The organism is Sphingobacterium sp. 2149, from assembly GCF_031455655.1.
Lineage (GTDB): Bacteria > Bacteroidota > Bacteroidia > Sphingobacteriales > Sphingobacteriaceae > Sphingobacterium.
Genome location: NZ_JAVDTD010000023.1, coordinates 1 through 25,443, shown reverse-complemented (window position 1 = coordinate 25,443; position 25,443 = coordinate 1). Strand labels below are relative to the sequence as shown.

Annotated in this window: 22 protein-coding genes; 15 read left to right on the top strand and 7 right to left on the bottom strand. The window is 38.8% G+C overall.

Features of this window, described 5'->3' with window-relative positions; all coding sequences use genetic code 11:
• The first annotated feature begins 404 nt into the window (after positions 1 to 404).
• The 8 genes from ccoN to J2X77_RS23320 all read left to right on the top strand — a co-directional run bounded on the left by ccoN (position 405) and on the right by J2X77_RS23320 (position 10,573).
• Complete coding sequence (ccoN, locus tag J2X77_RS23355) at positions 405 to 2,546, top strand: cytochrome-c oxidase, cbb3-type subunit I (protein WP_209582230.1); 2,142 nt, start codon at positions 405 to 407, stop codon at positions 2,544 to 2,546.
• Between the two features lie 4 nt (positions 2,547 to 2,550).
• On the top strand, positions 2,551 to 2,748 hold the full coding sequence (locus J2X77_RS23350) for a hypothetical protein (protein ID WP_209582232.1): 198 nt from the start codon (positions 2,551 to 2,553) through the stop codon (positions 2,746 to 2,748).
• Positions 2,749 to 2,751: 3 nt separating this feature from the next.
• Entirely contained in the window at positions 2,752 to 3,666 is a 915-nt protein-coding gene (locus J2X77_RS23345; RefSeq protein ID WP_209582235.1) for a cbb3-type cytochrome c oxidase N-terminal domain-containing protein, read from the top strand.
• Between the two features lie 15 nt (positions 3,667 to 3,681).
• Positions 3,682 to 5,070: a cytochrome c oxidase accessory protein CcoG gene (gene ccoG / locus J2X77_RS23340; protein ID WP_209582237.1), complete on the top strand. Its 1,389-nt coding sequence runs from the start codon at positions 3,682 to 3,684 to the stop codon at positions 5,068 to 5,070.
• An 11-nt stretch (positions 5,071 to 5,081) separates the two neighbouring features.
• Entirely contained in the window at positions 5,082 to 5,504 is a 423-nt protein-coding gene (locus J2X77_RS23335) for a FixH family protein (RefSeq protein WP_209582248.1), read from the top strand.
• Between the two features lie 9 nt (positions 5,505 to 5,513).
• Positions 5,514 to 6,203 (top strand): sulfite exporter TauE/SafE family protein, encoded by a 690-nt coding sequence (locus J2X77_RS23330; protein ID WP_209582251.1) that lies wholly within the window; start codon positions 5,514 to 5,516, stop codon positions 6,201 to 6,203.
• Between the two features lie 56 nt (positions 6,204 to 6,259).
• The gene (gene cls, locus J2X77_RS23325; RefSeq protein WP_209582254.1) at positions 6,260 to 7,723 is read left to right on the top strand and encodes a cardiolipin synthase; all 1,464 of its coding nucleotides are present in this window, start codon (positions 6,260 to 6,262) and stop codon (positions 7,721 to 7,723) included.
• Positions 7,724 to 7,849: 126 nt separating this feature from the next.
• Positions 7,850 to 10,573: a carboxypeptidase-like regulatory domain-containing protein gene (locus J2X77_RS23320; protein WP_209582257.1), complete on the top strand. Its 2,724-nt coding sequence runs from the start codon at positions 7,850 to 7,852 to the stop codon at positions 10,571 to 10,573.
• Positions 10,574 to 10,772: 199 nt separating this feature from the next.
• Here the strand turns inward: J2X77_RS23320 and J2X77_RS23315 are convergent, their stop codons facing one another.
• Complete coding sequence (locus J2X77_RS23315; RefSeq protein ID WP_209582260.1) at positions 10,773 to 11,354, bottom strand: thymidine kinase; 582 nt, start codon at positions 11,352 to 11,354, stop codon at positions 10,773 to 10,775.
• A gap of 234 nt (positions 11,355 to 11,588) precedes the next feature.
• Here J2X77_RS23315 and J2X77_RS23310 point away from each other — a divergent pair, with 234 nt between their 5' ends.
• Positions 11,589 to 12,566 carry a hypothetical protein gene (locus tag J2X77_RS23310; protein WP_209582263.1) on the top strand — a complete coding sequence of 326 codons (978 nt, stop codon included), beginning with the start codon at positions 11,589 to 11,591 and terminating at the stop codon, positions 12,564 to 12,566.
• 94 nt (positions 12,567 to 12,660) lie between these two features.
• On the opposite strand, the gene J2X77_RS23305 is transcribed toward J2X77_RS23310, so the two are convergent.
• Positions 12,661 to 13,287 (bottom strand): ABC transporter substrate-binding protein, encoded by a 627-nt coding sequence (locus tag J2X77_RS23305; protein WP_209582266.1) that lies wholly within the window; start codon positions 13,285 to 13,287, stop codon positions 12,661 to 12,663.
• A 203-nt stretch (positions 13,288 to 13,490) separates the two neighbouring features.
• Between J2X77_RS23305 and J2X77_RS23300 the strand changes: the two genes are divergently transcribed.
• Together J2X77_RS23300 and J2X77_RS23295 are read left to right on the top strand one after the other, a co-directional pair.
• Complete coding sequence (locus J2X77_RS23300) at positions 13,491 to 13,796, top strand: YbaB/EbfC family nucleoid-associated protein (protein WP_209582269.1); 306 nt, start codon at positions 13,491 to 13,493, stop codon at positions 13,794 to 13,796.
• A gap of 10 nt (positions 13,797 to 13,806) precedes the next feature.
• The gene (locus tag J2X77_RS23295) at positions 13,807 to 14,490 is read left to right on the top strand and encodes a metal-dependent hydrolase (protein ID WP_209582271.1); all 684 of its coding nucleotides are present in this window, start codon (positions 13,807 to 13,809) and stop codon (positions 14,488 to 14,490) included.
• Positions 14,491 to 14,561: 71 nt separating this feature from the next.
• On the opposite strand, the gene J2X77_RS23290 is transcribed toward J2X77_RS23295, so the two are convergent.
• The 3 genes from J2X77_RS23290 to J2X77_RS23280 all read right to left on the bottom strand — a co-directional run bounded on the left by J2X77_RS23290 (position 14,562) and on the right by J2X77_RS23280 (position 18,532).
• Positions 14,562 to 15,383 carry a UDP-2,3-diacylglucosamine diphosphatase gene (locus tag J2X77_RS23290; protein ID WP_209582274.1) on the bottom strand — a complete coding sequence of 274 codons (822 nt, stop codon included), beginning with the start codon at positions 15,381 to 15,383 and terminating at the stop codon, positions 14,562 to 14,564.
• Between the two features lie 317 nt (positions 15,384 to 15,700).
• A complete protein-coding gene (locus tag J2X77_RS23285) occupies positions 15,701 to 16,564 on the bottom strand; it encodes an N-acetylglucosamine kinase (protein WP_209582276.1) in 864 nt (287 codons plus the stop codon).
• A 240-nt stretch (positions 16,565 to 16,804) separates the two neighbouring features.
• Entirely contained in the window at positions 16,805 to 18,532 is a 1,728-nt protein-coding gene (locus J2X77_RS23280; RefSeq protein ID WP_209582279.1) for an MFS transporter, read from the bottom strand.
• A gap of 301 nt (positions 18,533 to 18,833) precedes the next feature.
• On the opposite strand from J2X77_RS23280, the gene rho reads away from it, so the two are divergent.
• Positions 18,834 to 20,333: a transcription termination factor Rho gene (rho, locus tag J2X77_RS23275; protein WP_209582282.1), complete on the top strand. Its 1,500-nt coding sequence runs from the start codon at positions 18,834 to 18,836 to the stop codon at positions 20,331 to 20,333.
• 75 nt (positions 20,334 to 20,408) lie between these two features.
• Positions 20,409 to 21,095, top strand: coding sequence for a CDP-diacylglycerol--serine O-phosphatidyltransferase (pssA, locus tag J2X77_RS23270; protein ID WP_209582285.1), 687 nt, complete (start codon positions 20,409 to 20,411; stop codon positions 21,093 to 21,095).
• On the opposite strand, the gene J2X77_RS23265 is transcribed toward pssA, so the two are convergent.
• Both J2X77_RS23265 and folK read right to left on the bottom strand, forming a co-directional pair.
• Complete coding sequence (locus J2X77_RS23265) at positions 21,092 to 21,436, bottom strand: Hpt domain-containing protein (RefSeq protein ID WP_209582289.1); 345 nt, start codon at positions 21,434 to 21,436, stop codon at positions 21,092 to 21,094. The genes pssA and J2X77_RS23265 overlap by 4 nt on opposite strands.
• Entirely contained in the window at positions 21,417 to 21,920 is a 504-nt protein-coding gene (gene folK / locus J2X77_RS23260) for a 2-amino-4-hydroxy-6-hydroxymethyldihydropteridine diphosphokinase (protein ID WP_209582291.1), read from the bottom strand. Before folK ends, J2X77_RS23265 begins: the two co-directional genes overlap by 20 nt.
• A gap of 218 nt (positions 21,921 to 22,138) precedes the next feature.
• Between folK and sppA the strand changes: the two genes are divergently transcribed.
• Together sppA and J2X77_RS23250 are read left to right on the top strand one after the other, a co-directional pair.
• The gene (gene sppA, locus J2X77_RS23255) at positions 22,139 to 23,905 is read left to right on the top strand and encodes a signal peptide peptidase SppA (RefSeq protein WP_209582293.1); all 1,767 of its coding nucleotides are present in this window, start codon (positions 22,139 to 22,141) and stop codon (positions 23,903 to 23,905) included.
• Between the two features lie 214 nt (positions 23,906 to 24,119).
• On the top strand, positions 24,120 to 25,310 hold the full coding sequence (locus tag J2X77_RS23250; RefSeq protein ID WP_209582295.1) for a phosphoglycerate kinase: 1,191 nt from the start codon (positions 24,120 to 24,122) through the stop codon (positions 25,308 to 25,310).
• Positions 25,311 to 25,443 lie beyond the last annotated feature (133 nt).

Genomic DNA, 25,443 nt, shown 5'->3' with positions numbered 1-25,443 from the left:
CTGTCCTCAGTCGCACAGTGCATCTTCATAGAAGTCTGCCGATCAATCTTAGTCCAAACTTGCAATTGTATCGATAGTGGCTATTTCATAACTGAGGCAAAGGTGTGTCTTGAGGAAACAACAACCTTTTTTGGCCGTAATAATAGGTTGACTTATATTAAAAGATCTAGCTGCAAGGTTAGAAAAGTGATTAGCATCACTTTTGACTTCACGATTAATTATAGGAACGCCGGTTCACCATTTTAATTTTTGATAACTTACTTACATTCAGTTGCAAATTGTAGAAACGAAGCGAAAGCCGAGATTAAGCTAAAAGTGATGCACATCACTTTTGTACGCATTGTGCATCATTAGATTGTCATAAAATGCTGCTTACTTTTGAAGCAGAATCAACAATTTAAGTAATGCAGTTAGAGCAATTTAATTACGACAATAAGATTGTCAGAAATTTCGGAATCGCTACCATTATTTGGGGGATAGTTGGTATGACCATAGGATTGCTTGTGGCGACTCAACTTGTTTGGCCTCATATGAACTTTGGATTGCAATTTACAACATTTGGCCGTGTACGCCCTGTACATACCAATGCGGTTATTTTTGCTTTCGTAGGTAATGGTATTTTTATGGGAGTATACTACTCCTTGCAGCGGGTGCTTAAAGCAAGAATGTTCAGTGATGCTTTGAGTAAGCTCCATTTTTGGGGTTGGCAATTAATTATTGTTGCCTCGGCTATTACACTTCCACTGGGTCTTACTTCAAGCCATGAGTATGCCGAAATGGAATGGCCAATTGATATCGCCATTACCCTTATTTGGGTTGTATTTGGTATCAATATGTTCGGCACTATTATCAAACGACGCGAACGCCATATGTATGTCGCAGTTTGGTTCTATATTGCCACGTTTGTTACAGTCGCTGTTTTGCACATTGTTAACTCCATTCAATTGCCCGTAGCGGGCTGGAAAAGTTACTATGTGTATAAAGGTGTACAGGATGCCCTTGTACAATGGTGGTATGGACACAATGCAGTAGCCTTTTTCTTGACGACTCCTTATCTGGGAATGATGTATTATTTTCTTCCTAAAATGGCCAACCGTCCGGTTTACTCGTATAAATTAAGTATTCTTCACTTTTGGTCTTTAATCTTTATTTATATCTGGGCAGGTCCTCACCATTTATTATATACGGCACTACCGGGTTGGGTACAGTCTTTAGGAGTCGTATTTTCAATTATGTTGATTGCTCCGAGTTGGGGTGGTATGATCAATGGTCTGCTCACCTTACGGGGTGCATGGGATAAGGTGCGGACAGAACCGATGTTAAAATTCATGGTGGTGGCACTTACCTGTTATGGGATGGCAACTTTCGAGGGGCCTATGTTATCCTTGAAACAAGTTAATGCAATTGCTCACTTTACCGATTGGATTGTAGCACACGTACACGTGGGGGCATTGGGATGGAACGGATTTATGACATTCGGAATTTTGTACTGGTTGATACCTCGTATTTATAAAACAGAACTCTACTCTAAAAAACTGGCATCAACTCACTTCTGGATTGGTACACTGGGTATTTTGTTCTATGCAATCCCAATGTACTGGGCAGCTGTAGTACAAGGTTTGATGTGGAAAGAATTTACACCAGAGGGTGTTTTGAAATATCCGAATTTCCTTGCGACGACATTAGAAATTTTGCCGATGCACATGATGCGTGCATTAGGTGGGGCTCTTTATCTGTCTGGTGTGTTCTTGATGACTTTCAACTTGATCAAAACGATGAAAAGCGGAAAGCTTCTGGCCAATGAACCAGCGGAAGCACCTGCATTATTGCCAGTTCAGGTAAACGAACAGTCGCAACACCGTCGCCTCGAACGTAAACCAATTTTATTTATGGTGCTAGCGCTAATTGCCATCCTTATCGGAGGTATGGTCGAGATGGTACCGACGTTTACGATTTCTAAGAACGTTCCCACAATTGCTAGTGTGAAACCTTACACAGCATTGGAATTGCAAGGACGGGATTTGTATGTTAGGGAAGGCTGTGTTAATTGTCATACACAGACGATCCGTCCGTTTAGGTCAGAAACAGCGCGATATGGTGAATATAGTAAAGCTGGTGAATTTGTTTACGATACACCGTTTTTATGGGGCTCGAAGCGGACTGGACCCGATCTGCACCGGATCGGAGGGAAATATCCGAACAAATGGCACTTTGACCACTTGATGGATCCAACAATTACCTCTCCTGGAAGTATCATGCCAACTTATCCATGGCTGATCGATCAGAAATTGGACAATTCTATTCTGCAGGATAAAATGAAAGCATTGCGCAAATTGGGTATTCCATATACCGATGCTGAAATTGAACATGCTGAACAGGATCTTACTAAGCAAGCGCAAAAAATTGCTGATGATCTGAAACAAAATCAAGTGAATGTGTTAGCTGATCGTGAGATTGTAGCCGTAATTGCATACTTGCAGCGACTTGGAACAGATATAAAAGCAGCGCCGAAGGTAGCTGATAATACTATTAACGCAAATCAATAAAGCGATGTTTAAGCAAATAACAAATCTAAACGGTAGTGAGCTTTATTTAATCGCATCACTTTGGATCTTCTTGATTTTCTTCATTTCAGTAGCAATAATGTTGTTCCGGATGAAAAAAGACTATGTTACTTATATGAAGGAATTGCCTTTGGAAGAAGACGAAACAGAAAAGGAACTGAATCATTCACCTGAAAGTCTATAATATATGAGTTTATTATTGGATACTGCACCAGCTACCGCAGAAGTTGTTCAATCTACGATAGGATTTGGTACAGATAATTTATACACAGATATCTTAATTATCGTATTGATCGTTGTGATGTTGGCTCTCCTCGCTTCGGCACTGATGGTCAATCGTGCGATGAAATCCATTATTAAGATTACCATGCCTGAATTGGCCAACGAGGAAAAACTCAAAAAGGCAGCAAACAAAGGCTGGATGAAAAGGTCATGGAACAAGATCATGGGGATCAGACCGATTTCAGAAGAGAAGGATATTGTTATAGACCATGAATATGACGGTATTCGCGAATTGGATAATCCGATTCCAATCTGGTTTAATTTCCTCTTTTACGGAACAATCTTTTTTGGTCTTGTTTACTTATTCGTTTATCAGGTCTCTGGTATAGGAATGAACCAAGATCAGGAATATGAACATGAGATGGTCATTGCTGAGAAAGAACGCCAGGCTTATCTCACTGCTTCAGCGAGTAACGTAGATGAAAGTAGCGTGGAGTTTCAACCGGAGTTGGCCGCCGACGGGAAAGCTATCTTTACCGCAAACTGCGTCGCCTGTCACGGCGGTAGTGGTGAAGGTGGTATCGGACCGAACTTGACCGATAAGTTTTGGTTACATGGTGGCGAAATTAAGGACATCTTCAAAACCATTAAATATGGTGTTCCTGATAAAGGAATGGTGCCTTGGGAACAAACTCTAAGTCCTGCTCAAATTGCCCAGGTGGCCAGTTATATTGTCACATTAAGGGATACTAACCCTGCTAATCCAAAAGCGCCGCAAGGTGAAGAGGTAAGCTATGGTGGTGGGCAGGCAGCAAGTGGAGAGAAATCAGCGGAGGAAGGTAAAACAGATCAAGCTGAAACAGAAAAAAAAGCAGAGTAATAAATCGAAATAACAATGAGTACAGTAGTATTGAATAATGCCAATAATGGTGGATCTAAGTCAAAAAAAAGACAATGGATTTATGCCAAGAAACCGCAGGGAGAACTTTACAAAAAGAGACAGTGGGTTGGATATTCACTGCTACTGTTCTTATTTGTCGCTCCTTTTATCAAAATAAATGGTGAACCGTTTTTAATGTTTAACATTATTGACCGGAAATTCTCCATCTTAGGAAATCTTTTCTATCCGCAAGACCTATACATATTCGTATTTGGCATGTTGATCGTGATGGTATGTGTGGTTTTGTTTACTGTTGTCTTTGGACGGGTATGGTGTGGGTGGACTTGCCCCCAGACTATTTTTATGGAATTGATATTTAGAAGGATCGAGTATTGGATTGAAGGTGATTGGCAACAACAAAAAAAATTGGATGCAGGTCCGAATACGGATCAAAAGCAGTTTAAGAAATTTTTGAAACATAGCATTTTTCTGATCATATCCTTTTTCATCTCCAATATCTTTTTATCTTACATTATCGGTGTCGATGCCTTGTTGAAGATTATTACTGATCCGCTGGATCAACATATCGGTGGTCTCATCTCGATTACTATATTTACATTGGTTTTCTATGGCGTATTTGCCTATGTTAGAGAAATTGTATGTATAGCAATCTGCCCATACGGTCGATTGCAAGGGGTACTCTTGGACGATCAGAGTATTACCGTAGCTTATGATCATAGACGTGGAGAACCTAGAGGAAAACATCAAAAGGATGTCATGGCACCTCAGGGCGATTGTGTGGACTGCAAGCTCTGCGTCCATGTATGTCCTACAGGAATTGATATTCGAAAAGGCTTGCAATTGGAATGCGTAAGTTGTACGGCATGTATTGACGCCTGTGATGCTGTCATGGACAAAATAGGAAAGCCTAAAAAGTTAATTGGCTTTTATCCAATGGGGGAGATCGAGGGTACGCTCAAGAAAAAAAACAATACGAGAACAATAGCTTATTCTATCGTGCTGGTCGCCCTAATGACTGTCTTTTGTTTTCTATTGTTCAACCGTTCTCAGGTGGATGGAAGGTTACTCCGCGCAAAGGGCAGTACCTACCAGCTTCGTGACGATAAGACAATAAGCAACTTGTATTCTTTGGAATTGATCAATAAGTCTGGCAAAGAAATGCCTTTCAAACTCGTCTGCGATGATCCGCTTTTAAAGATTCAGCTGGTTAACCCTATCCAAAAATTGGATAAAGATGGGCATGCGACAATGAGTTTTTTTCTCATTATCGCGAATAAAGATGTGGAGACTTATAAAAGTAATGTAAAATTAGCGATCTATTCGGGTGATAAGAAAGTGGAAAGTTTAAAAACTACTTTTATAGCGCCTCCGGGTATGAATTAAAATGAAGAAAAATGAATTGGGGTACAAAAATTTTTTTAACCTTGGCGGTATTTATGTTGTGCATAGTCGGAGCGGGTGTCTATATGGTAAGCCATGACTCAGATAGTCTGGAGGAAGATGATTACTACGAACAGGGGCTGAATTATGACCAAGCGTACGATAAAAAGCAGAATGTATTGACTATGAAGGAATCTCCGACTGTCGAAATCAGGAAAGACACCTTGTACATTCATTTTGTCTCTAAAGAAAATAAAGGGAAATTGGTTTTTCGAAAGCCTTCTGATAATCGATTGGATAAAGAATTACCGTTTCAGACGACAGGTAATCTATATACCATTCCGATCTCCACGTTCGATAAAGGAATGTGGAACCTTTATATTGATTGGAAAAGTGTGGGTAAAGATTTTCTATTTGAAGAGCATATTTTATTTTAGTATAAGGAAATGAGCTATACTTATTTTGCTTTTTTCATGGGATTGTTTGGCAGTATACATTGTGCGGTAATGTGTGGCCCATTGATTTTCGCCATAGAAGGGAGGCAGGGTTTGGGGTGGAAAGTTTTCCTAAATAAGATATTATATCAATCCGGTAGGGTACTGACCTATGGTTGTTTGGGGCTTTTACTCGGTACGATAGGGACATTTGCACAAATTCAAGGCTGGCAGCGTACCTTGAGCTGGGTTACAGGAATTATACTGATAGGAATTGCTTTATTTCAGCTAGTCGGTAAGCACAACAAAACGATCGCGAGCTGGCAGACCAAAGCTGTGCAACCTATTGTACGGTTGTTGTCGAAGTGGTTGTATAAGCCAGGGGGAAGCTTTATAGCCGGTGTGTTGAATGGATTATTACCCTGTGGCATGGTCTATATGGCACTCATGTCTTCCATCAACGCGGATAGTCCACTCCAAAGTTTTTTCTTTATGGTATGTTTTGGTTTGGGAACTATACCGTTGTTGTTTCTCTTTTCTTTTCTTGGCAATTTTTCCCGATCCTTCAAAATTGGATTTTCAAAATGGGTACCTTTTCTATATTTCTTGTTGGGAATATGGTTTGTACTTCGTGGTGCCAATTTAGATATTCCCTATTTAAGTCCATTTATTCATGTTGAGGGTGCAATAAACTGTGTTTGACGACAACAATATGTCGGTACTAAATATTATATTTGGTCAAACCCTTAGCATACAAAATGGAGGTACTTCATCATATCTTACAAATAGTATTACAATATTACTGGATCCCTTTACTGATTCTTTACATTGGTGTAATCGGGACCATCTTGATCGAAAACCGTAATCCATCCAAAACGATTGCCTGGATTATGGTCATTGTGTTCTTGCCCGGCATTGGTTTACTCAGTTACTATTTCTTTGGACAAAAATTTAAAAAGGTCAAAAGAATGAAACGGGTATACCGTGAGCAGTCCAAAAAACTATTGGACGCTTGGCGTAAGGAGTCTGAAATTATGGAGGAACATATCGATACGTTAAATGAACGCATTGGAAGTTTGGCTATGGTGTATCTATACCTCAAAAACCAAAAAATATCTACCTTTTCCCTGAATAACGAGGTGACGCTCTTTATCAATGGCGAAGAAAAATTTCCTGTACTTATCGACCGGCTTAAAGCAGCCGAGCATTCTATCCATATGGAATATTACATCTGGGAAATGGACGAAATAGGCCGTGAAATTTTACATATTTTAGAAGAGAAAGCAAAAGCTGGTGTCACTGTGCGTCTGATATTAGACAGTTTTGGTGCGCCGGATGTAATAAAATATTTGCGACGAAATAAACCTGATTTTGAATTTCAAGCCTTTCTTCCCGTTACTTTTAGTTCCTTGGCAAACAGTAACTACAGAAATCACCGTAAGATCGTGGTTATTGATGGTAAAATCGGCTTTGTCGGTGGGATCAATATTTCGGACCGATATATCAATAACGGAAAGAATGAGGTTTACTGGCGGGATACGGCGATGATGGTGATCGGCGCAGCAGTAAATACATTACAGATCCAGTTTTGGAATAGCTGGAATCAGACGGAAGCGGAGTCTTTTGAACTCGGGCGGGGTTATTTAAATCGATTTCCATTAAATCATGAAGATGCCAGTGGAGTAGGGTTTACGGCGAGTGATCCTGGATCGCCAGCACCATTCAATATGGAAGCTATTATCGCAGGTATAAATGAAGCTAAAGAGTATGTACAGTTGTGTACTCCTTATTTTATTCCAAGCGATCAATTGACCACTGCTTTAATGTTGGCGGTTTCGTCGGGTGTTCGTGTGGATTTGATGTTGCCGGCTCAGTCTGATTCGTATTTCGTACAACATGCTTCTTTTTCATTTATCAAACCGCTACTGGAAAGGGGAGTGAATGTTTACCTTTATAAAAAAGGGTTTCTCCATGCTAAAACGATCTGTATTGATGGGAAGCTGGCCTATATTGGTACGACAAACCTGGATATCAGGAGTTTTTATATCAATTTTGAGATTTCAGGAATTATCTCGGATAAAGCACTCTGTGATCGTCTGAATGCACAGTTTTTGGCTGATATTGAATTTTCAGATCTGATTACAATTCGAAGTTGGATGCAACGAAGCCGTTGGAAAAGGGGGGTCGATTCTATCTGCAGACTATTGGCTCCTTTGCTTTAATGACGTTTGAAAGGGGCTCATGGTTCCAATACCAGATATAATAAATGTTAAAAATGACCTATTGGGGTTGGTCTTTGCCTAAAATTGAATATATTTAGCTATTCATTTTTTATTCTAAGACTTTCCATGAAGCACATAAAACTATTGACTTTATCGATAGGACTATTAGGAATAGGGACGGCGTATGCGCAGACCGCACCTACACTACCTATTAATACGATCGTAGAACGAGTTCAAAAATATTTTCAAGTGTACCCCGTTGAAAAGGTACATTTACATTTCGATAAGCCATATTATGCTGTAGGGGATACCCTTTGGTTTTCCACCTATTTATCTCGCAATTTGCCTGAATATGAGCCGAGTAAAATAGCCTACGTGGAGGTGCTGAATAGCCGTGATTCCCTTATCCAGACTCTTCGGATTCCATTGGATAAAGGGGTAGGAAATGGGCAGATTGTGCTTGATCCTCAATTTATGGTTCAGGACAATTATCGGTTTAGAGGCTATACGAAATGGATGGCTAATTTTGATAATGCTTACTTCTTTAATAAAGTAATTCCCATTGGTGACGTAATTAATAAGAAATTGATTACGAATATTGAATTTCAAAATAACATTGGTGGCAATAAGACGCAGGCTGTCATCCAGTTTCGTGATCGAACGGGAAAACCGATGATCAATTCAAAAATTAATTGGGAGTTTGTATCGGGCTGGGAAACGTATGACAAGGGTAAAGGTGAGACTGACGGATTGGGGAAAGTAACTATAAATCTGTCTGCTAAGGAAAAGTCGAATTTGGAAAAGGGACAATTGAAAATTAGTATTCAGGAAAATAAAAATGAAAAGCCGCTGTCTAGTTCTTTCTTACTCAAAAATGCCTTATGGGATGCCGACGTACAGTTCTTTCCTGAAGGAGGAGATCTGATCGCAGGCCTGGCTAAAAAGGTCGCATTTAAAGCAGTTGGATCGGATGGCAAAGGGCTAAAGGTTAAAGGCAATATTCTGGATTCAAAGGGCAAGTCCGTTGCTGAGATTGAGGACTTTGGAACCGGAATGGGTTATTTCTCGCTGTTACCTCTTGCTGGAGAAAAGTATCAGGCAGTGATAAAGTTTGACAATGGACAAGAACGCACATATAAATTGCCCGCCGTCGTTACTGATAAAGCAAATGTCGTTTTTGTGAAGCAGGATGCCACGAATGCTGAGTTCGCCGTGGTGACCAGTGAAGAAAATTTCTCAAAAAACCAAAGTCAATCTTATTATGTTTTGGTTCAGTCCAATGGACACCTTTGTTTTGGTGCGCAAGTGAATTTAAAATCTTCCTCAGCGTTAGTTAATATTCCGAAAGAACGTTTACCAAATGGTATTGTCCAAGTAACTTTATTGAGCCCAGAGGGAAATCCTATCAGCGAGCGTCTGGCATTTGTTCAGAGCGAAAAGCTTTTAAATATCCAAGTCACAAGCGATAAGCAAAGTTATAAGGCCAAAGACTTCGTAAATCTTAAACTTGCGGTGGACAACAATGGACAGAAATTTCCAGGAAGCTACTCGGTATCTGTAATCGATGAGTCTAAAGTTCCCTATAATGATCAGGCGGATCTTTCTATCGTGAGTAACTTTTTACTAACTTCCGACCTGAAAGGGAATGTGGAGAATCCAAACGCCTATTTCGATGAAAAAAATCCCAATCGTGACAAAGCGCTGGATGCGTTATTAATGACACAGGGTTATCGTCGATTTGATTATCCATCGCTTATTTCGGAGAAGTTACCGCAGATTAGTTTTCTCCCTGAGCAAGGTATAGAATTGTCAGGCACTCTTCGGATGAACACAGGGCGTCCTTATCCAAATGGAGGCTTGCTTTTATCGGTTCCTTCCCGTAACATTAAAAAGGATGTGTACACGGATCAAAATGGACGATTCACATTTAAGGATCTGGTCTTTCCAGATTCATCCAAAGTAACGGTAAATGCCCGATCCAATGACAATTACAGGAGTTTGGTTATCAATATGGATCAGAGCTTTTATCCTGAGATCGATAAGAACAATGGGTATAAGAGCTATTTCATACCTAATATAGATCAGGCTTTTGCGCCTTATTTCGCCAATAGCCGAAAAGAATACCGAAAATCCATCTTGCTGGATGAAGTTGAAGTGACAGCCGTAGTGAAAAAGGTAATCACAAATAAAGATTTTCCTTCTATTTCGGGATTATCGATGCCTGAGCATCGTATTGAACCTGAGCGTTTGACAGGGTGTAATGTATTAACGATGTGCCTCCAAACGGTGTTAACAGGTATTACCTATGATCCGCAGACTTTGAAGTATTATGTTTCTCGCGATTACAATGCAGGTGGGCGTACACCTGTCCAATTCTTTCTAAATGGTATGGCTATTGATGAACCGGGCCTGAATAGTATCAATGTGGCAGATATCGAAGGTATCGAAATTTTCTTGCGCGATGAATTGGGCACAGTCTCCAGAATGTATCAGAATAATGGTGTTGTTTCCATCTATACGAAGAAAGTTGAAGCTAAAAAGCCACGGATGTCGTTGAGTGAGATTGAAAGTATGTTACCTAAATCAAACGTTATCGATATGTATCCTTTGGGCTATATCAAAGAAAGAAAATTCTACGTTCCCAAGTATGATACTCCAGAAAGAAAGGCTGTAAATGATTTGAGAACCACTATTTACTGGAATCCGAAAGTCTCCATAACAGAAACAGGAGAGGCTGCGATTCAATTTTATAATGCCGACGGAAATGGAAATTATAAAGTAATTGTTGAAGGGATGGACCAAACTGGGAATATTGGACGGAAGGTAATAAACTATAGCGTTCAGCCCTAACTATTTGTGTAGGCGATAAAAAAGAGCAGCTCCTTGATGGGCAAGGAGCTGCTAACTAACCAATTATAAACCTAAATTATGAAAAGTATTTTGTCGCTATTTAAAGCGTTAATCTTCTATTTGTAAAGTATATTTCAAATTTTATGCCAAACTGTATTTGTATATTTTTTGGCAGATTTTTATTGAATGCTTCTCAAAATCACTTAGTCAAATTAAAATAACAATGTCTGCACCGAGGTTCGTAGGCCTCTTTTTCACCTAAAAGTACTGTTGCTGTCTCATTGGTCAGGCGATAAGAATAATTTGCCGGAGCCCCGCATTGCATGCACACCGCGTGCACTTTTGTCACATGTTCGGCTACCGCCATAAGATGTGGAATTGGCCCAAACGGCTTTCCTTGATAATCCATATCCAGTCCTGCCACAATTACTCTAACACCACTGTTTGCCAATTTGACACATACCTCTGTCAAACCGTCATCGAAGAATTGCGCCTCATCGATTCCGACCACTTTAGTGGATGAACTTAAGAGTAGGATGGCGGAAGAATGATCGACAGGGGTTGATGGTATGCTGTTACTATCGTGTGAAACGACTAATTTCTCGTCGTATCGCTTGTCAACGGATGGTTTAAATATTTCAACATTCAGACGTGCATACTGCGCTCGTTTTAGTCTGCGAATCAATTCTTCTGTTTTGCCTGAAAACATGGAACCGCAGATAATTTCAATGCTACCATATTGAGCGGGGCGCAAAGCCAAATTATGTTCGGAAAAAAGCATTTGATTAATTTAATTTTGTCGTGAGGTCTACAAATAAGGTGATATTCGTATAATAACCTGCTACTATATTCTGTTTTTGACGCTGCTAATATCAGAATTAAATATTAAATTTGGGTAGCAAAAAAGTGAATGTAAATCCAAATATTTATAAATCAAAGGTTTGAGTTTTCCACTTTTAGGTTAGTTGAGGGTATAGGTATGATAAATGATTAATTGGTAATTTCAAATATAATTATGGGTACTCAGGAAGAAATTTTTAATAAGATAGGTGATTTATTACAGGATTTAAATGGACAGTATTTGACCTTGTCAGAACAAGATGATTTGTCCGAAATTAATGAATTAGTCCTATTGGAGGCTAAGGCACAAACTGTGACAGCCTATATAACGCTACTCAAGACAAAGACTGTCCTTCGTGAAAATCAATCGCAGCCTCCATTAAATTCAGTTGCATTGGAAAGTAAGAAGATTGCATTCAACGATTATTTCACACCGCCTTCTACCCTTAGAACAACGGCGCAGCAATTTGTCGCTGAGCAGCCCGCAAAAGTAGTTCAGGAGATCCAGGAGGTTGAAGATCTTAAATCCGTGAAAGAAGATAATGTGGTGGAAGAGAGAGAGAGACCAGTAACTTACGAAAGAGAACCATTGAAACCGGAGGTATCTAATCCTGTTGCCGTTGAATCTGTAGATTCTCGTGTTACAGGATCTCAGGTGGATGAGCCGCCTTATCAGGTCGAAAAGGAAGCAAACTCACACATAGAAGAAGCAAATGTCTTTGTTAAGGAAGTGGTTGAAGAACCCAAAGAAGTCATTATTGAGCAGCCCAAGGAAGTTTTTATTCAGGAAGAAATCAACACTGTAGCTGAGGAAGTTCCTGCTCGACCATTAACGTTAAATGAAATCATCTCTCAGCAGAAACAAGCGGGAGTGCAAAACCGCGTCTATCAGGTAAATCAATCTGGAAGTAATGATAAACTCACGGATATTAAAACAGGTATAAGCTTAAATGATAAACTTTTGTTTATTAAGGATTTGTTTAATGGCTATAGCTTGGCTTATAGCGAGGCAATTGAATTATTAAATAGATTTACAAGCTATGCGGAAGCCGACGCGTTTTTACAAACAAATTATGCGATTAAAAATAAGTGGGCGGATAAACCAAATACTGTTGAAAAATTATACGATGTCCTGCGCAGAAGATATAACTAAAATATTGCAGAAGATATAACTAAAATATCAAAACATTAGAAAAACAGCTCTCACATTATCGGAGCTGTTTTTTTGTGTCTATATTTCAGGTTCATTAGCTTAGTTGAAATTGTAACCAATCATTTCCTTCATGACCATATACAAAGTATTTGGGCTGGAGAATTTCGGCTAATGATTCGAGTTCCTTTAAATAATTGTATCCCGGAATCTGTGCAAATTGCTTGTCGGTCATAATAAAGATCTGATCGAGCTCGATAGCTTTGGATGAAGTGATAGCTGGCGTATTCAACAATTTAGGTAGCTGGATAAATGTTTGTTCGCCATGGCCAATGACAATGATTTTGTCGGCTTCATTTTCAGTCGTCACTGGCATACCGCCTGCAATTTTTATGGCTTCATGTAGATAAGCAGAACGGTTAATTTCAAGAGGTTCGATCTGATCTACCACCAAGACTTTAGGCCTGTCAGTAGCTGAGATAAACTTAAGTTTATGGATGAGGATATTCGCTTCATCTTCAATTTTTTCAATGAATTCAGCGGTTTTATCACTAGCATTGAGATCATTGCCGATGCCTTTGACATAAGTTATCATATCATCGATATCCACGATTTGAGGCTGAACTGAAAGTAATTTGTTATAAGTTTCCGCTGGAATAGCTGCTGAATTTAGGTTCAGCTGGTCCAAAATATGGGCGACAAGTTTTTCTTGATTGCTTTGCATACTGCAAAAATACAAAACCTTCACGACTTCGTAGACATCGAGAGCGATGAAAGCGAACAGAAGGTTCTTTCTAACCAATAAGAACAGCCAATTTCTGAAAAAAGCCAATTTCAGAAAAAAGGGGGAGTATTGAAGAAAGTAAATTAGCCATAGTAGGTATACACATATTTTTGTAAATTGGCATAAAATAAATGCTATAAAATATGTTTGACAAATTATTTGAGGCCCAACAAAAGGCAGAGGAGATCAAGAAAAGACTGGATTCAATTTCTGTTTCCGGTGAGGCGGAAGGTGGATTAATCCGTGTGGTGGCGACAGCAAATAAAGAGATAAAAGAGGTGATCATCGATCCTGTATTTTTATCAAACGCGGATAAGGAAGAACTGGAAGAATTACTTGTGGTTGCTTTGAATAAGGCTATTGTTCAAGCTGAGAATATCAGCCAGGCTGAAATGCAGGCAGCGAGTAAGGATATGTTGGGAGGACTGGGCGGATTATTTAATCAATAAGGTGATCATCATGAAAGCGACATATTACGGACAGTCTTGCGTGGAATTTGATTTTGACGGGATAAAGGTACTTATGGATCCATTTGTCACCTACAATCCACTGGCAAAAGAAATCGACGTCAATGCGATTAAACCAGATTATATCTTTTTAAGCCACGGACACCAGGATCACGTAGCCGATATGGCTACGGTTCAAAAAAATAGTAATGCTACTGTTCTAGCGATTGTTGAAACCGCAGACTGGGTCCGCAGACAGGGAGTCCCCGATGATAAAGTCATCGAGTTTAACTTGGGTGGAACTGTTCAGCTGCCATTTGGTTCGGTAAAGATGGTCTATGCTGCGCATACCAATAGTACACCTGACGGTCGATACGGAGGGTTTCCAGTAGGTTTTGTTTTCAATATAAAAGGCAAACGAATTTATTTTGCAGGGGATACGGCTTTAACCATGGAAATGAAATTATTGGCTGAAATGAATCTCGATTGGGCCTTTTTACCGATAGGAGGCCATTACACTATGGACGTGGATGATGCAGTCAAAGCGGCTGAATTTGTAAACTGCGCCCGGGTAATCGGAATCCATTACGATTCGTTTCCGCCAATCACTATCGATAAACAACAAGCGTTGGATAAATTCCAAAATGCGGATATATCACTGTCATTACCTGAAATCGGTACGACAGTTGAGCTTTAAAGTCAAAAAAGCCGAGCTAACTCGGCTTTTTGTTTTATTATGCTGCCTTTTCAGATTTAATGTCTTTGTATCTATGAGGATATGACAATTTTTTTAAGATCTTCCAAACTGAATAGGGGAATGTCGATGATTTTGTTTTTAAGGATTTGTTCTTTGTTTTCTTCAAAATAGAACAATTTCCATTCACCATTTTTATATTCTAAACTACTGAGGTTTTCAATCCAATCACCGGAATTCATATACGTACAGGTTCCTTTTCGGGTAATGACTTCTTTGATTTGAGGTTGATGTATGTGTCCACAGATGACGAAATCGTAGTTTTTTTCTATGGCTAACTCGGTTGCTGTATGTTCAAAATCCGATATATATTTGACCGCCTTTTTAACAGAGTTTTTAATTTTTTTTGATAGGGAGAATTTCTCCTTACCCATTTTGTCCAGACAGTAATTAATAATGTTATTGAGCTGTATAAGTTTATCATAACCCCATCCACCCAGTTTTGCCAACCATTTAGAATGATGAATGGAAGCGTCAAAAACATCTCCATGAAAGATCCACACTTTTTGGTTATTGAGGGAGAGAAGTAGTTTATTGCTCAGCTTGATATTACCTAATTTTAGGTCTGTAAACTTGCGCAACATTTCATCATGGTTGCCCGTGATGTAATGTACTTCTGTACCTGAAGAGCTCATGTCAATAATTTTTTTGATGACTTTGAGATGTTCTTGTGGAAAGTAGCTTTTTTTAAATTGCCAAATGTCTACGATATCGCCGTTCAATATCAATATTTTAGGAGATACTGACTCCAAGTAAAGTAAAAGTTCTTTTGCTCTACTGCCGTAGGTACCTAGGTGTAAATCTGAGATTACAAGTATGTCAAGGCTTCTTTTCATTTGCAATAAATTATTTTATTTATCTCTGTTTAGAAAGATGACTCAACCTGAGTTGAACCACAATAATTTCATTCGATAAATCTATTATCTTCTATTACAAAAGAAAGATACATTTATTTTGTACCGATGAAATTCCCGTTATTAAATCGTTAAAATATCTTGTAAAAAGGTTTAAATAGTTAATTGGAAATTAATACTAGCCACAAGTATGAGCTATTGGGGTAGTTAAGGGAGTTGGAGACAGTGGTATGCTATACTAAAAAAGGTATCCAATACAAATTGGATACCTTTTAACTATGTTAAAGATTATTATTCTTTTATTTGGCAGTAGCTGCCGCTCTATCAATGTGAAATTGTACCAAGTCGTCGATCGGGGAGCGTAAGATTTTACCTACTTTCATTCCATATTGTTCAGCTTTTTCAGCCAATACATTTCTGAAATTATAGCCTACTGAACCTATACAGTTGAAAGTATAGCTCTGATAATTCGGGTATTTGCTGACAAGGTTTCTGAAAAAAGCTTCAAAAGCTTCATCGACGATATTGCGCGTGTATTCGATATTGACATTATTGTCATAAACGAATTTGCTAAAACTAGCACAGAAACGATTAGGCATAGGCTTGGTATAAACCGCATCCATAATTTCGTCTTTTGTCATTTTATACGTGTTATAGAATACTTCCTTAACATCTTTGGGCATTAAATTACGAACATAATCCGCTAGTAATTTTTTACCGATATAACTACCAGAACCTTCATCACCTAAAATATAAGCACCGGAGTCGATGTTCAATGTGATTTCTTTGCCATCGTAAAGGCAGGAGTTTGTTCCTGTTCCTAGTATCGCAGCAAACCCGGCTTGAGTTCCTAATAATGCCCTTGCTGCCGCAAGAAGATCATGTCCTACTTCAACTTCAGCTGTTGTAAATACTTCTTTCAAGGCGTCAACTACGATTTGTGCTTTTTCCTTGTTGTGGACTCCGGCACCATAATAGTTTACTTCCGAGATTTTTTCAAAAGGCAAATCTTGCGGTAGTCCTTTTTTTAGGGAGTTTACAATGTATTCACTATCAACAAAATAAGGATTATACCCTTCTGTATTGAAGTAGATTTTTTTATTCGAATCGTCTAACAAACACCAGTTTGTTTTTGTTGATCCCCCGTCAGCAATGATTATCATTATTGAGTAGTTTTAATTGTGTTTATCGTTATAAAATGAGTAATCAATCATTAATCAATTCCCCGAAAATACATTTTTTAATTTTAAATATCATAATTTATCCATTGATTTTTCAAAAAATAAATTTTTGTGATTTAGCCAGTATATAAAAAAACAGGCTTAGCAATATCGCTAAGCCTGTTTTTGTACTGTGTAATAAAATTGTTTAAATAGTGTACTATTTACAATTAGTGAGGGCTGTTAATGTCCTCCTTCAGCCTCTATTTCGTCAATGTTGATTCCTTGTTTTGTTAATATTCCCTTCACAAATATTGCAAAGAAAACAACATAGCAGAATCCGATCAATGGTAGAATATACGAATTGTGGATACCGATAATATCTGCTAGTTTTCCTTGGATCGGAGGAAGAACACCGCCCCCAAGAATCATCATAACAAGGAACGCTGAGCCTTGTGCGGTGTATTTACCCAAACCAACAATGGATAAACTGAAAATGGAAGACCACATAATTGAACAAGCAAGACCTCCTGATAAAAAGGCATAGATAGCGATTGTACCCGATGAGAACAAGCCAACCAACATCGCAATAATTCCGAATAATCCGAAGATAATCAATGTACGAGCAGGTTTCTCTTTACTTAGGTAGAATGCTACAATTTGAAGAATAATACAAACGACATAATAATAGAGGTGTGACATTTCAAATCCAGCGAGTGTATTAACTCCAATAATAATAGAGAAGGCAATGAGTGGAACGATAATTAACAAACCGTTTTTGGTGGTTTTAGTTAAGTTAAACGCAGTTATTGCGCCTGCCCATCGGCCGATCATCATACTCCCCCAGTACATGGATACATAAGGTGTAATTTGTGATGATTGCAAATGTCCAAATTCTTTCAGGGTTAATAATTCGCCTAGGTTACTACCAATGGCTACTTCGATACCGACATAGATAAACAAGGCAAGCATACCTAAAGCCAATTGAGGGTATTTCATCGCACCCCAACCTTCTGGATTCTTTTGGGCACTTTTATTAGAGAATAACAAACCGCCAATGACAACAACCAAAGCGCCTGCTAGCCAGAGCATACGTTGTGTTTCAAGAGGTTTGGCGATTTCTTTAATCTGTGATTTGAGTTGATCGATCTGAACGGGATCCGTTAAACTCGAAACTTGCTTGTGCAATTGCTCTACTTCTAAGGCTAGATCACTTTTATAGCTTAAAAAAACGGGTGTGAACATACCGAAGAGCAAAATGGTCATAATAATCAATGTACGTAAAGCTTTGTTTGCTTTTTCCATTGGCTCGTCGCTAATCCCAGCAGGAACTTTTTTACTGAAATTAAATAGCGCTGCAGCTAAAATAAACAGCAGGCCAACGCCTATATAAAGATAGACTACTTTATTTAACGGAAGGTTGGCAATTTCGGAGTCAGAAATAGGTTCAAAAGTTCCGAATAATGAAAATCCGATAACAAGTGGGCCTATTGTTGTACCGAAAGAGTTAATACCTCCACCGAGGTTGACGCGCGAAGCTCCGGTCTTTGGATCACCCAGTAAAACTGCAAATGGATTTGCCGCGGTCTGTTGTAATGAAAAACCGAGGGCAACGACGAAGAGACCCAACAACATACCAACATATAGGTTCACTTCGACAGCGACGATCATGGCTGCAGCACCTAAAGCTGAGAAAAGTAAGCCATAAACGATACTCTTTTTATATCCCCATTTGCCAACCAGATCTTTTCCACCGATTGAACTGAAAATAAATAGTAGCAATGCACCGATGTAATAGGCTGTATAAAAAGCAAAGTCAATCAGCTGGGATTGAAACTGATCTAAATGAAAGTAATTTTTGCAGAACGGTATAAAAACACTGTTCCCTGCCGCAATGAACCCCCAGAAGAAAAACACAATAATTAGTGTGTAAAGCGCGGGGTAATTGGTTTTAGTTTGTTGCTGTTCCATATAAGGGATCTAAAAACTTAAATTTTGAAAGGTACGAACTTATGAAAAAAAATATAAATTCAATCTAAAAATGTTGTTAAATCGTTTTACTAGCTACAATAGTAAATATTTTTTTTGAAATATTTTGAAATAACAAAATTTGTTTTTTTCTTTGTCAAGGTTCTCAATATTTAATCCGCTTCGGATTTAAAAGAAATCATTAAGTTCTTCATCTCACTTAATCTTGGAAACTCGATTAAGTGTAATCAGAATTCAGAATAAAGCTCAAAAAGAAAATCCAAAAATCATACACAACACATTAATGGATATTAACGAATTAAACGCTAAACTCGTATCAGAATTGCGCGAGATTGCTAAGTTGATCGGTATCGCAGATGCTGATAAATTGCGTAAACAAGAATTAATCGAAAGAATTAGTAATACTGGCGCAGAAGAGGAAGCCGCTCCAGCTTCAGCTGATAAATTATCAAAAGTAGAGGAAGATAGTCAGGAACATGCTGAACGTACACGTAAACGTGTGCGGACCATTAAAACTGCGGAACCTGTTACGGTGAGGAAACGTGAAGTTTCTGAGCATGAAGAAACCCCCGTTGCAGCCGAGGATACAGCAGCAGCAGATAAAGGTGCCCAACCTGAAAAAACCATTCAAACTCCTAAAGCAGAAAGCACTTCTTCAAGTACAGATTTCGACAATGTAATTGTTAATGAGGGGGTATTGGAAATCATGCCTGATGGTTATGGCTTCTTACGTTCTTCAGACTATAATTATTTGACATCTCCTGATGATATTTATGTATCACAATCTCAAATCAAATTATTTGGTCTGAAAACGGGTGATACTGTTCGTGGTTGTATCCGTCCTCCTAAAGAGGGGGAAAAATATTTTCCTTTGGTCAGAGTAGAGGCTATCAATGGACAAAATCCTGCAGAGGTACGTGATCGTGTACCATTTGATTATTTGACACCATTATTCCCAGATGAGCGTTTAAATTTGGATATGGGCGTTGGAAATTATTCTACGCGTATAATGGATTTATTTACGCCTATCGGTAAGGGGCAACGTGGATTAATCGTTGCGCAGCCAAAAACTGGTAAAACGAACTTGTTGAAAGAGGTTGCGAATGCTATAGCAAAAAATCATCCGGAAGTTTATCTGATTATTTTACTAATCGATGAACGCCCCGAGGAGGTTACCGATATGGCAAGAAGCGTCCGTGCTGAAGTTGTTTCTTCAACATTTGATGAACCGGCTGACCGCCATGTAAAAATTGCGAATATCGTGCTTGAAAAAGCAAAACGTATGGTAGAGTGCGGACACGATGTTGTGATTTTACTAGACTCTATAACAAGATTAGCGCGGGCCTACAATACGGTTGCTCCTGCATCAGGTAAGATTTTGTCAGGGGGTGTGGATGCCAATGCGCTACATAAGCCAAAACGTTTCTTTGGTGCTGCTAGAAATATCGAAAACGGTGGTTCATTGACTATTTTAGCTACTGCATTGACAGATACAGGATCTAAAATGGATGAAGTTATTTTTGAGGAATTCAAAGGTACGGGTAATATGGAATTACAGCTGGATCGTAAATTGGCAAACAAACGTATCTTCCCGGCAATCGATATTACAGCATCCAGTACGCGTCGCGATGATTTGTTGACCGACAAAGAAACATTGCAACGTATTTGGGTACTTCGTAACCATTTATCCGATATGAATTCTACTGAGGCCATGGAATTTTTACAAGGACAATTGCGTGGAACTAAATCGAATGAAGAATTTTTGATCAGTATGAATGGATAATTCCATCAAATTTTGATATTTTAGCCATCATTTGATTAAAAATGATGGCTTTTTTTTATAAAGTAGATCCTGTACATGAAAAAACATATTCCTAATTTGCTAACTTGTCTAAATTTATTTAGCGGGTGTATCGCTGTATTAATGGCATTACAAGGTAATATTAAAATTGTTACCATCTGTGTGTTCGCGTCGGGGGTATTTGATTTTTTTGACGGAATGGTGGCGCGTCTTCTTCATGTTAAATCGCCGATTGGGAAGGAACTTGACTCGTTGGCCGATATGGTTAGTTTTGGCTTTTTACCTGGAACAATCATGTTTACTTTGTTGTCAAAGGTATTTCCTGATGGCTCTTTATATCCTTATTTGGGATTTATTATTACAGTTTTCTCGGCTTTGCGTTTAGCCAAGTTCAATCTAGATGAGCGCCAAACCTCTGATTTCATCGGTCTCAATACACCAATGAATACATTTTATGTTCTCTCACTTCCTTATATTGCTGACACCTATCCCCAATTTGTTTTAAATCCGTTGATTTTAATCAGTAGTGTTCTTTTAACAAGTTATCTGTTGGTGAGTGAAATTAGGTTGTTTTCGATGAAATTTAGTTCGATTGAATGGAAAGCAAATAAATACCGTTTTATATTTCTGATCTTGACTTTGATCTTTTTTATGATTGGTCAATTTATGGCTCTTCCCATTATTCTTATTTTGTATTTCATCTTATCTGCATTGCATTTCAATAAAAAAAACGATCTGGCTTAGATCGTTTTTTCATATTGTTCCAATTCAAAAAGGAGTTCCTTCATCTCGATATCGATGATACAGAAAGTTGCCCGCAGTATCTCTAAAGATTCCTTGTTTTTTGCGTGGCTCTCCAATTCTTCAAATTTTTCTTTCAGATGAAAAGCACCTATATAGTCCATTGTCGGTTTGATATGATGGGCGGCATCGCCAATTTTCTGCAGGTTACCTTCAGCTAGTGCCTGGCGGAGTTTATCGAGATCGACAGGTGTTTGAATAAGGTACATTGATACAAATTGTTTAATTAATTCTTGATTGTCGAACATGTTTAGGCTGATCAGTTCAATGTCGAGATGGTTCATCGTTGCTTGTTTTCTTTACAGGTAAATCGTCTTTGCATTTATCCAATAAATATACATTATTTTTTTTGTAAACAGGGTGAACATAGTCTGGGGCTATTTCCGCCAACGGTTCGAGTGTGAACCTACGTTGGGCAATGTAGGGGTGTGGAATCTGAAGGGATGGTAGGTCGATGATTTCTTGGTTGAAGTAGAGTAGGTCGATGTCAATAACTCTTTCGCCCCACTTTTCTTTACGCACGCGTCCTAGTTCCTGTTCGATATGCTGTGTTAGTTTTAAGCAAGCTAAGGGCGGTAATTTGGATGCTACCAAGATAACCTGATTTAAAAAAGCTGGTTGGTCTTTCACTCCCCAGGCAGCAGTTTCATAAATTGACGACGCTTCAATTATCTCTCCAGCATGTTTCTCGAGCTGCTTTCTCGCTAAATTAAGCTGCTGAAAGCGATCCCCTAGATTGGTGCCCAATAGGATATATATCTTATTCATACTGCTAAAATAAGCTTTTGAGGGATTTAATGATGAAGTTTACCTATTAATTCCATCTGTTTATGCAAATTTTTGTTAGCGAGTCAGCTCACTTTGCGAAGAAAATATGATGTAGATGAAATAAAAGACTGTGTGAATAAAAAATATTGCATTACCTTTAATGGAAAATAGCGCGTTCGATTGGTAGAATTGTTCTTAATCGGATATAATTACAAAATATGAAATCATTTTTTAAGTATGTACTGGCAACAATTACAGGGATTGTGATCTCTTTTGTTGTTTTGTTTATTGTTTTGATGGGAATTATTGGAGCGATTATCAGCTCGGCATCCTCTGATCAGGAGATTGTAGTGAAGAGTAACTCGGTTTTATACCTTTCTTTTGATTATGATATTACCGAAAGAAGTGAAGCCAATCCGCTTGGAAGTCTCAATCTTCCCGGTTATTCGACCAGAAATATTGGACTAGATGATATTTTGGCAAGGATCAAATATGCGGCTACAGATGGAAACATTAAGGGTATTTATTTAGATGCGAGTCATATCGGCGTAGGTTTTGCAAGTTTAAAGGAAATAAGAGACGAGCTTTTAGCCTTTAAGAAAACAGGAAAATTTGTAGTTGCGTACAATACCGAGTATGATCAAAAGGCTTATTATGTAGCAAGTACGGCTGACAAAGTGTATGTTAACCCACAGGGGTCGATCGATTTTAGAGGTTTGGCAAGTTCTACGATGTTTTATAAGGACTTGCTGGACAAGGTTGGTGTAGAGATGCAAATTGTTAAGGTAGGCACCTTTAAGAGTGCTGTTGAACCTTACTTTTTGAATAAAATGAGTGACCCCAACCGTTTGCAGGTAACCTCTTATTTAGGTAGTATATATACTACTTTTATTGATGAAATAGCGGCAAGCAGAAAAATTTCTTCAGATTCATTACGGGCAATAGCAAATGACTATCGGGTTCGGGATGCGGATGATGCAGTAAGATATAAGCTTGCAGACGCTAAGCTGTATAAAGATGAGCTTTTGTCGGACTTAAGAAAGCGTTTGAAGATTTCGGAAAAAGATGATATATCTTTCGTTTCTTTATTGGATTATAATAAGAAAACGAAAGAAGATACCAGCGGTTCTGAAATTGCAGTACTCTATGCTGCTGGAGAAATTGTGGACGGTGAGGGAGCCGCGGCCGGCGAAATCGGAGGTGACAAATTTTCCCGGGAACTTCGGAAACTAAGAGAAGATGATGCTGTTAAGGCGGTTGTTTTGCGTGTCAATTCACCGGGAGGGTCTGCTTTAGCTTCAGATATTATTTGGCGAGAAGTTATTTTGACCAAGAAAGTAAAGCCTGTTATCGTATCGATGGGCGATTTGGCTGCTTCAGGAGGATATTACATCTCGGCAGCTGCGGACTCAATATTTGCTGAACCCACCACAATTACTGGGTCTATCGGCGTATTTGGTGTGATTCCAAATTTTCAGAATCTGATGAACAATAAAATCGGAGTACATTACGATGGCGTAAAAACGGGCAGGTTTGCCGACTTGATGACTTCTTTTGATCGGCCGCTGACAGCAGAGGAAAGAAGTATCATCCAGAGGCAAGTTGATAAAGTTTATGGAACTTTTACAAAGGTTGTCGCTGATGGGCGTAAATTGTCTGTGGCAGATGTTGATAGTATTGGTCAGGGAAGAGTTTGGACTGGAGCCCAGGGGGTGACGAATAAATTGGTAGACCGTTTGGGGAATCTGGATGCCGCTATTCAGGCTGCTGCTAAAAAGGCAAAATTGAGTACCTATAGAGTGTCCCAGTATCCGGAAAAAGATGATCCTTTTACTTCAATATTAAATAATTCGAAAGAAAGAATCCAAATTTGGATAGCAAAAGAACAAATGGGTGAATACTACCGTTATTTTGACGTGATGAAGAAAGCTACTGCACAGACAGGTGTGCAGGCTAGAATTCCTTATACGGTTGAAATTCATTAATTGCGGTTCAGATTGGATGAGCGAGGCTACGTTTGCCCAAAGTTTTTAGTGAGGTACAACAATACAGGCGATACTTACTTTGGGGCACGGAAAATTCCATCCGAGGTAAGAATTGCCCTTAATAAATAATAATTCTGATGAAAGCAAATGCTTTTTTTTATATTTAGCTGGTCGTTTGACAAAATGACTAATCTAAAATCAATAAAGTTACATAATGAAAACAGTAGACGATTTAAATTTTGCAGGTAAAAAGGCCTTGATACGTGTTGATTTCAACGTACCGTTGGATGAAAATTTCAATATTACGGATGATAATCGTATCCAGGGTGCTGCTCCAACAATAAAGAAGATTTTGAATGATGGTGGAAGCGTGATATTGATGTCCCATTTAGGAAGGCCAAAAGACGGTCCTACTGATAAGTATTCATTAAAACATATTGTTGCGCATCTTTCTCAGGTTTTAGGTACTGATGTTCAGTTTGCCAATGATTGTATCGGTACAGAGGCTGTAGAAAAAGCTGCGGCTTTACAGGCTGGTCAGGTGTTGTTGCTCGAAAACCTTCGTTTCTATAAAGAAGAGGAAAAAGGAGATGTTGGATTTGCGGAAAAGTTGTCAAAATTAGGTGATGTCTATGTAAATGACGCTTTCGGTACGGCACATAGAGCGCATGCTTCGACAGCAATTGTTGCCCAATTTTTTCCCGCAGCTAAGTATAGTGGTTATCTGATGGCAGCCGAGGTTGGAAATGCAGAGAAAGTATTGAATAATCCGGTTAGACCTTTTACTGCAATTATGGGAGGAGCGAAAGTTTCAGATAAAATTCAATTGATCGAGGCGCTATTGGATAAAGTTGATAATCTTCTTATAGGAGGAGGTATGGCCTATACATTTATTAAAGCCAGAGGTGGAGAAATCGGTAAGTCATTGGTTGAGATGGACAAACTTGATTTAGCGAATGAGCTTGTTCAAAAGGCGAAAGAAAAAGGTGTAAACTTAGTTATTCCTACTGATGCGCAGATAGCAGATGCATTCTCGAATGATGCCAATGTATATGATGGACCAAATGATCAAATTCCTGCAGATTTGCAAGGCTTGGATATTGGTCAGGATTCTGCAGCAAACTTTGCGTCGATCATCAAAAATTCTAAAACAGTTCTTTGGAATGGTCCAATGGGTGTGTTTGAATTTGATACTTTCGCAAAAGGTACTAAAGCGGTGGCTGATGCAGTTGTGGAAGCAACGAAGAACGGAGCTTTTTCTTTGATAGGTGGTGGTGATTCCGCTGCTGCTGTAAGTAAATTCGGTATGACTGAAGATGTAAGTTATGTCAGTACTGGCGGTGGTGCTCTTTTGGAATACATGGAAGGAAAGGTGCTTCCCGGCGTAAAGGCACTCGAAGATTAATATAAATTGAATTTTTTGGAAAAGGGACAGCATTGGGTGAGGGCACTGAAAAAGTCCCGTTTTAGATTGGGCAAAAAAAAGGAGTGGGAAATAACAGTTTTCTGCTCCTTTTTTCGTATCTTAAATTAGTCTT

What these genes read in the sequence shown, in the direction of transcription:
- pssA (WP_209582285.1), top strand. Translation starts at nt 20,409, where the DNA reads ATGAAAAAACATATTCCTAATTTGCTAACTTGTCTAAATTTATTTAGC.
- J2X77_RS23300 (WP_209582269.1), top strand. Translation starts at nt 13,491, where the DNA reads ATGTTTGACAAATTATTTGAGGCCCAACAAAAGGCAGAGGAGATCAAG.
- cls (WP_209582254.1), top strand. Translation starts at nt 6,260, where the DNA reads ATGGAGGTACTTCATCATATCTTACAAATAGTATTACAATATTACTGG.
- J2X77_RS23265 (WP_209582289.1), bottom strand. Translation starts at nt 21,436, where the DNA reads ATGAACCATCTCGACATTGAACTGATCAGCCTAAACATGTTCGACAAT.
- J2X77_RS23290 (WP_209582274.1), bottom strand. Translation starts at nt 15,383, where the DNA reads ATGAAAAGAAGCCTTGACATACTTGTAATCTCAGATTTACACCTAGGT.
- sppA (WP_209582293.1), top strand. Translation starts at nt 22,139, where the DNA reads ATGAAATCATTTTTTAAGTATGTACTGGCAACAATTACAGGGATTGTG.
- J2X77_RS23330 (WP_209582251.1), top strand. Translation starts at nt 5,514, where the DNA reads ATGAGCTATACTTATTTTGCTTTTTTCATGGGATTGTTTGGCAGTATA.
- ccoG (WP_209582237.1), top strand. Translation starts at nt 3,682, where the DNA reads ATGAGTACAGTAGTATTGAATAATGCCAATAATGGTGGATCTAAGTCA.
- J2X77_RS23315 (WP_209582260.1), bottom strand. Translation starts at nt 11,354, where the DNA reads ATGCTTTTTTCCGAACATAATTTGGCTTTGCGCCCCGCTCAATATGGT.
- J2X77_RS23295 (WP_209582271.1), top strand. Translation starts at nt 13,807, where the DNA reads ATGAAAGCGACATATTACGGACAGTCTTGCGTGGAATTTGATTTTGAC.
- ccoN (WP_209582230.1), top strand. Translation starts at nt 405, where the DNA reads ATGCAGTTAGAGCAATTTAATTACGACAATAAGATTGTCAGAAATTTC.
- rho (WP_209582282.1), top strand. Translation starts at nt 18,834, where the DNA reads ATGGATATTAACGAATTAAACGCTAAACTCGTATCAGAATTGCGCGAG.
- J2X77_RS23305 (WP_209582266.1), bottom strand. Translation starts at nt 13,287, where the DNA reads ATGCAAAGCAATCAAGAAAAACTTGTCGCCCATATTTTGGACCAGCTG.
- J2X77_RS23335 (WP_209582248.1), top strand. Translation starts at nt 5,082, where the DNA reads ATGAATTGGGGTACAAAAATTTTTTTAACCTTGGCGGTATTTATGTTG.
- J2X77_RS23310 (WP_209582263.1), top strand. Translation starts at nt 11,589, where the DNA reads ATGGGTACTCAGGAAGAAATTTTTAATAAGATAGGTGATTTATTACAG.
- J2X77_RS23345 (WP_209582235.1), top strand. Translation starts at nt 2,752, where the DNA reads ATGAGTTTATTATTGGATACTGCACCAGCTACCGCAGAAGTTGTTCAA.
- J2X77_RS23350 (WP_209582232.1), top strand. Translation starts at nt 2,551, where the DNA reads ATGTTTAAGCAAATAACAAATCTAAACGGTAGTGAGCTTTATTTAATC.
- J2X77_RS23280 (WP_209582279.1), bottom strand. Translation starts at nt 18,532, where the DNA reads ATGGAACAGCAACAAACTAAAACCAATTACCCCGCGCTTTACACACTA.
- J2X77_RS23285 (WP_209582276.1), bottom strand. Translation starts at nt 16,564, where the DNA reads ATGATAATCATTGCTGACGGGGGATCAACAAAAACAAACTGGTGTTTG.
- J2X77_RS23320 (WP_209582257.1), top strand. Translation starts at nt 7,850, where the DNA reads ATGAAGCACATAAAACTATTGACTTTATCGATAGGACTATTAGGAATA.
- J2X77_RS23250 (WP_209582295.1), top strand. Translation starts at nt 24,120, where the DNA reads ATGAAAACAGTAGACGATTTAAATTTTGCAGGTAAAAAGGCCTTGATA.
- folK (WP_209582291.1), bottom strand. Translation starts at nt 21,920, where the DNA reads ATGAATAAGATATATATCCTATTGGGCACCAATCTAGGGGATCGCTTT.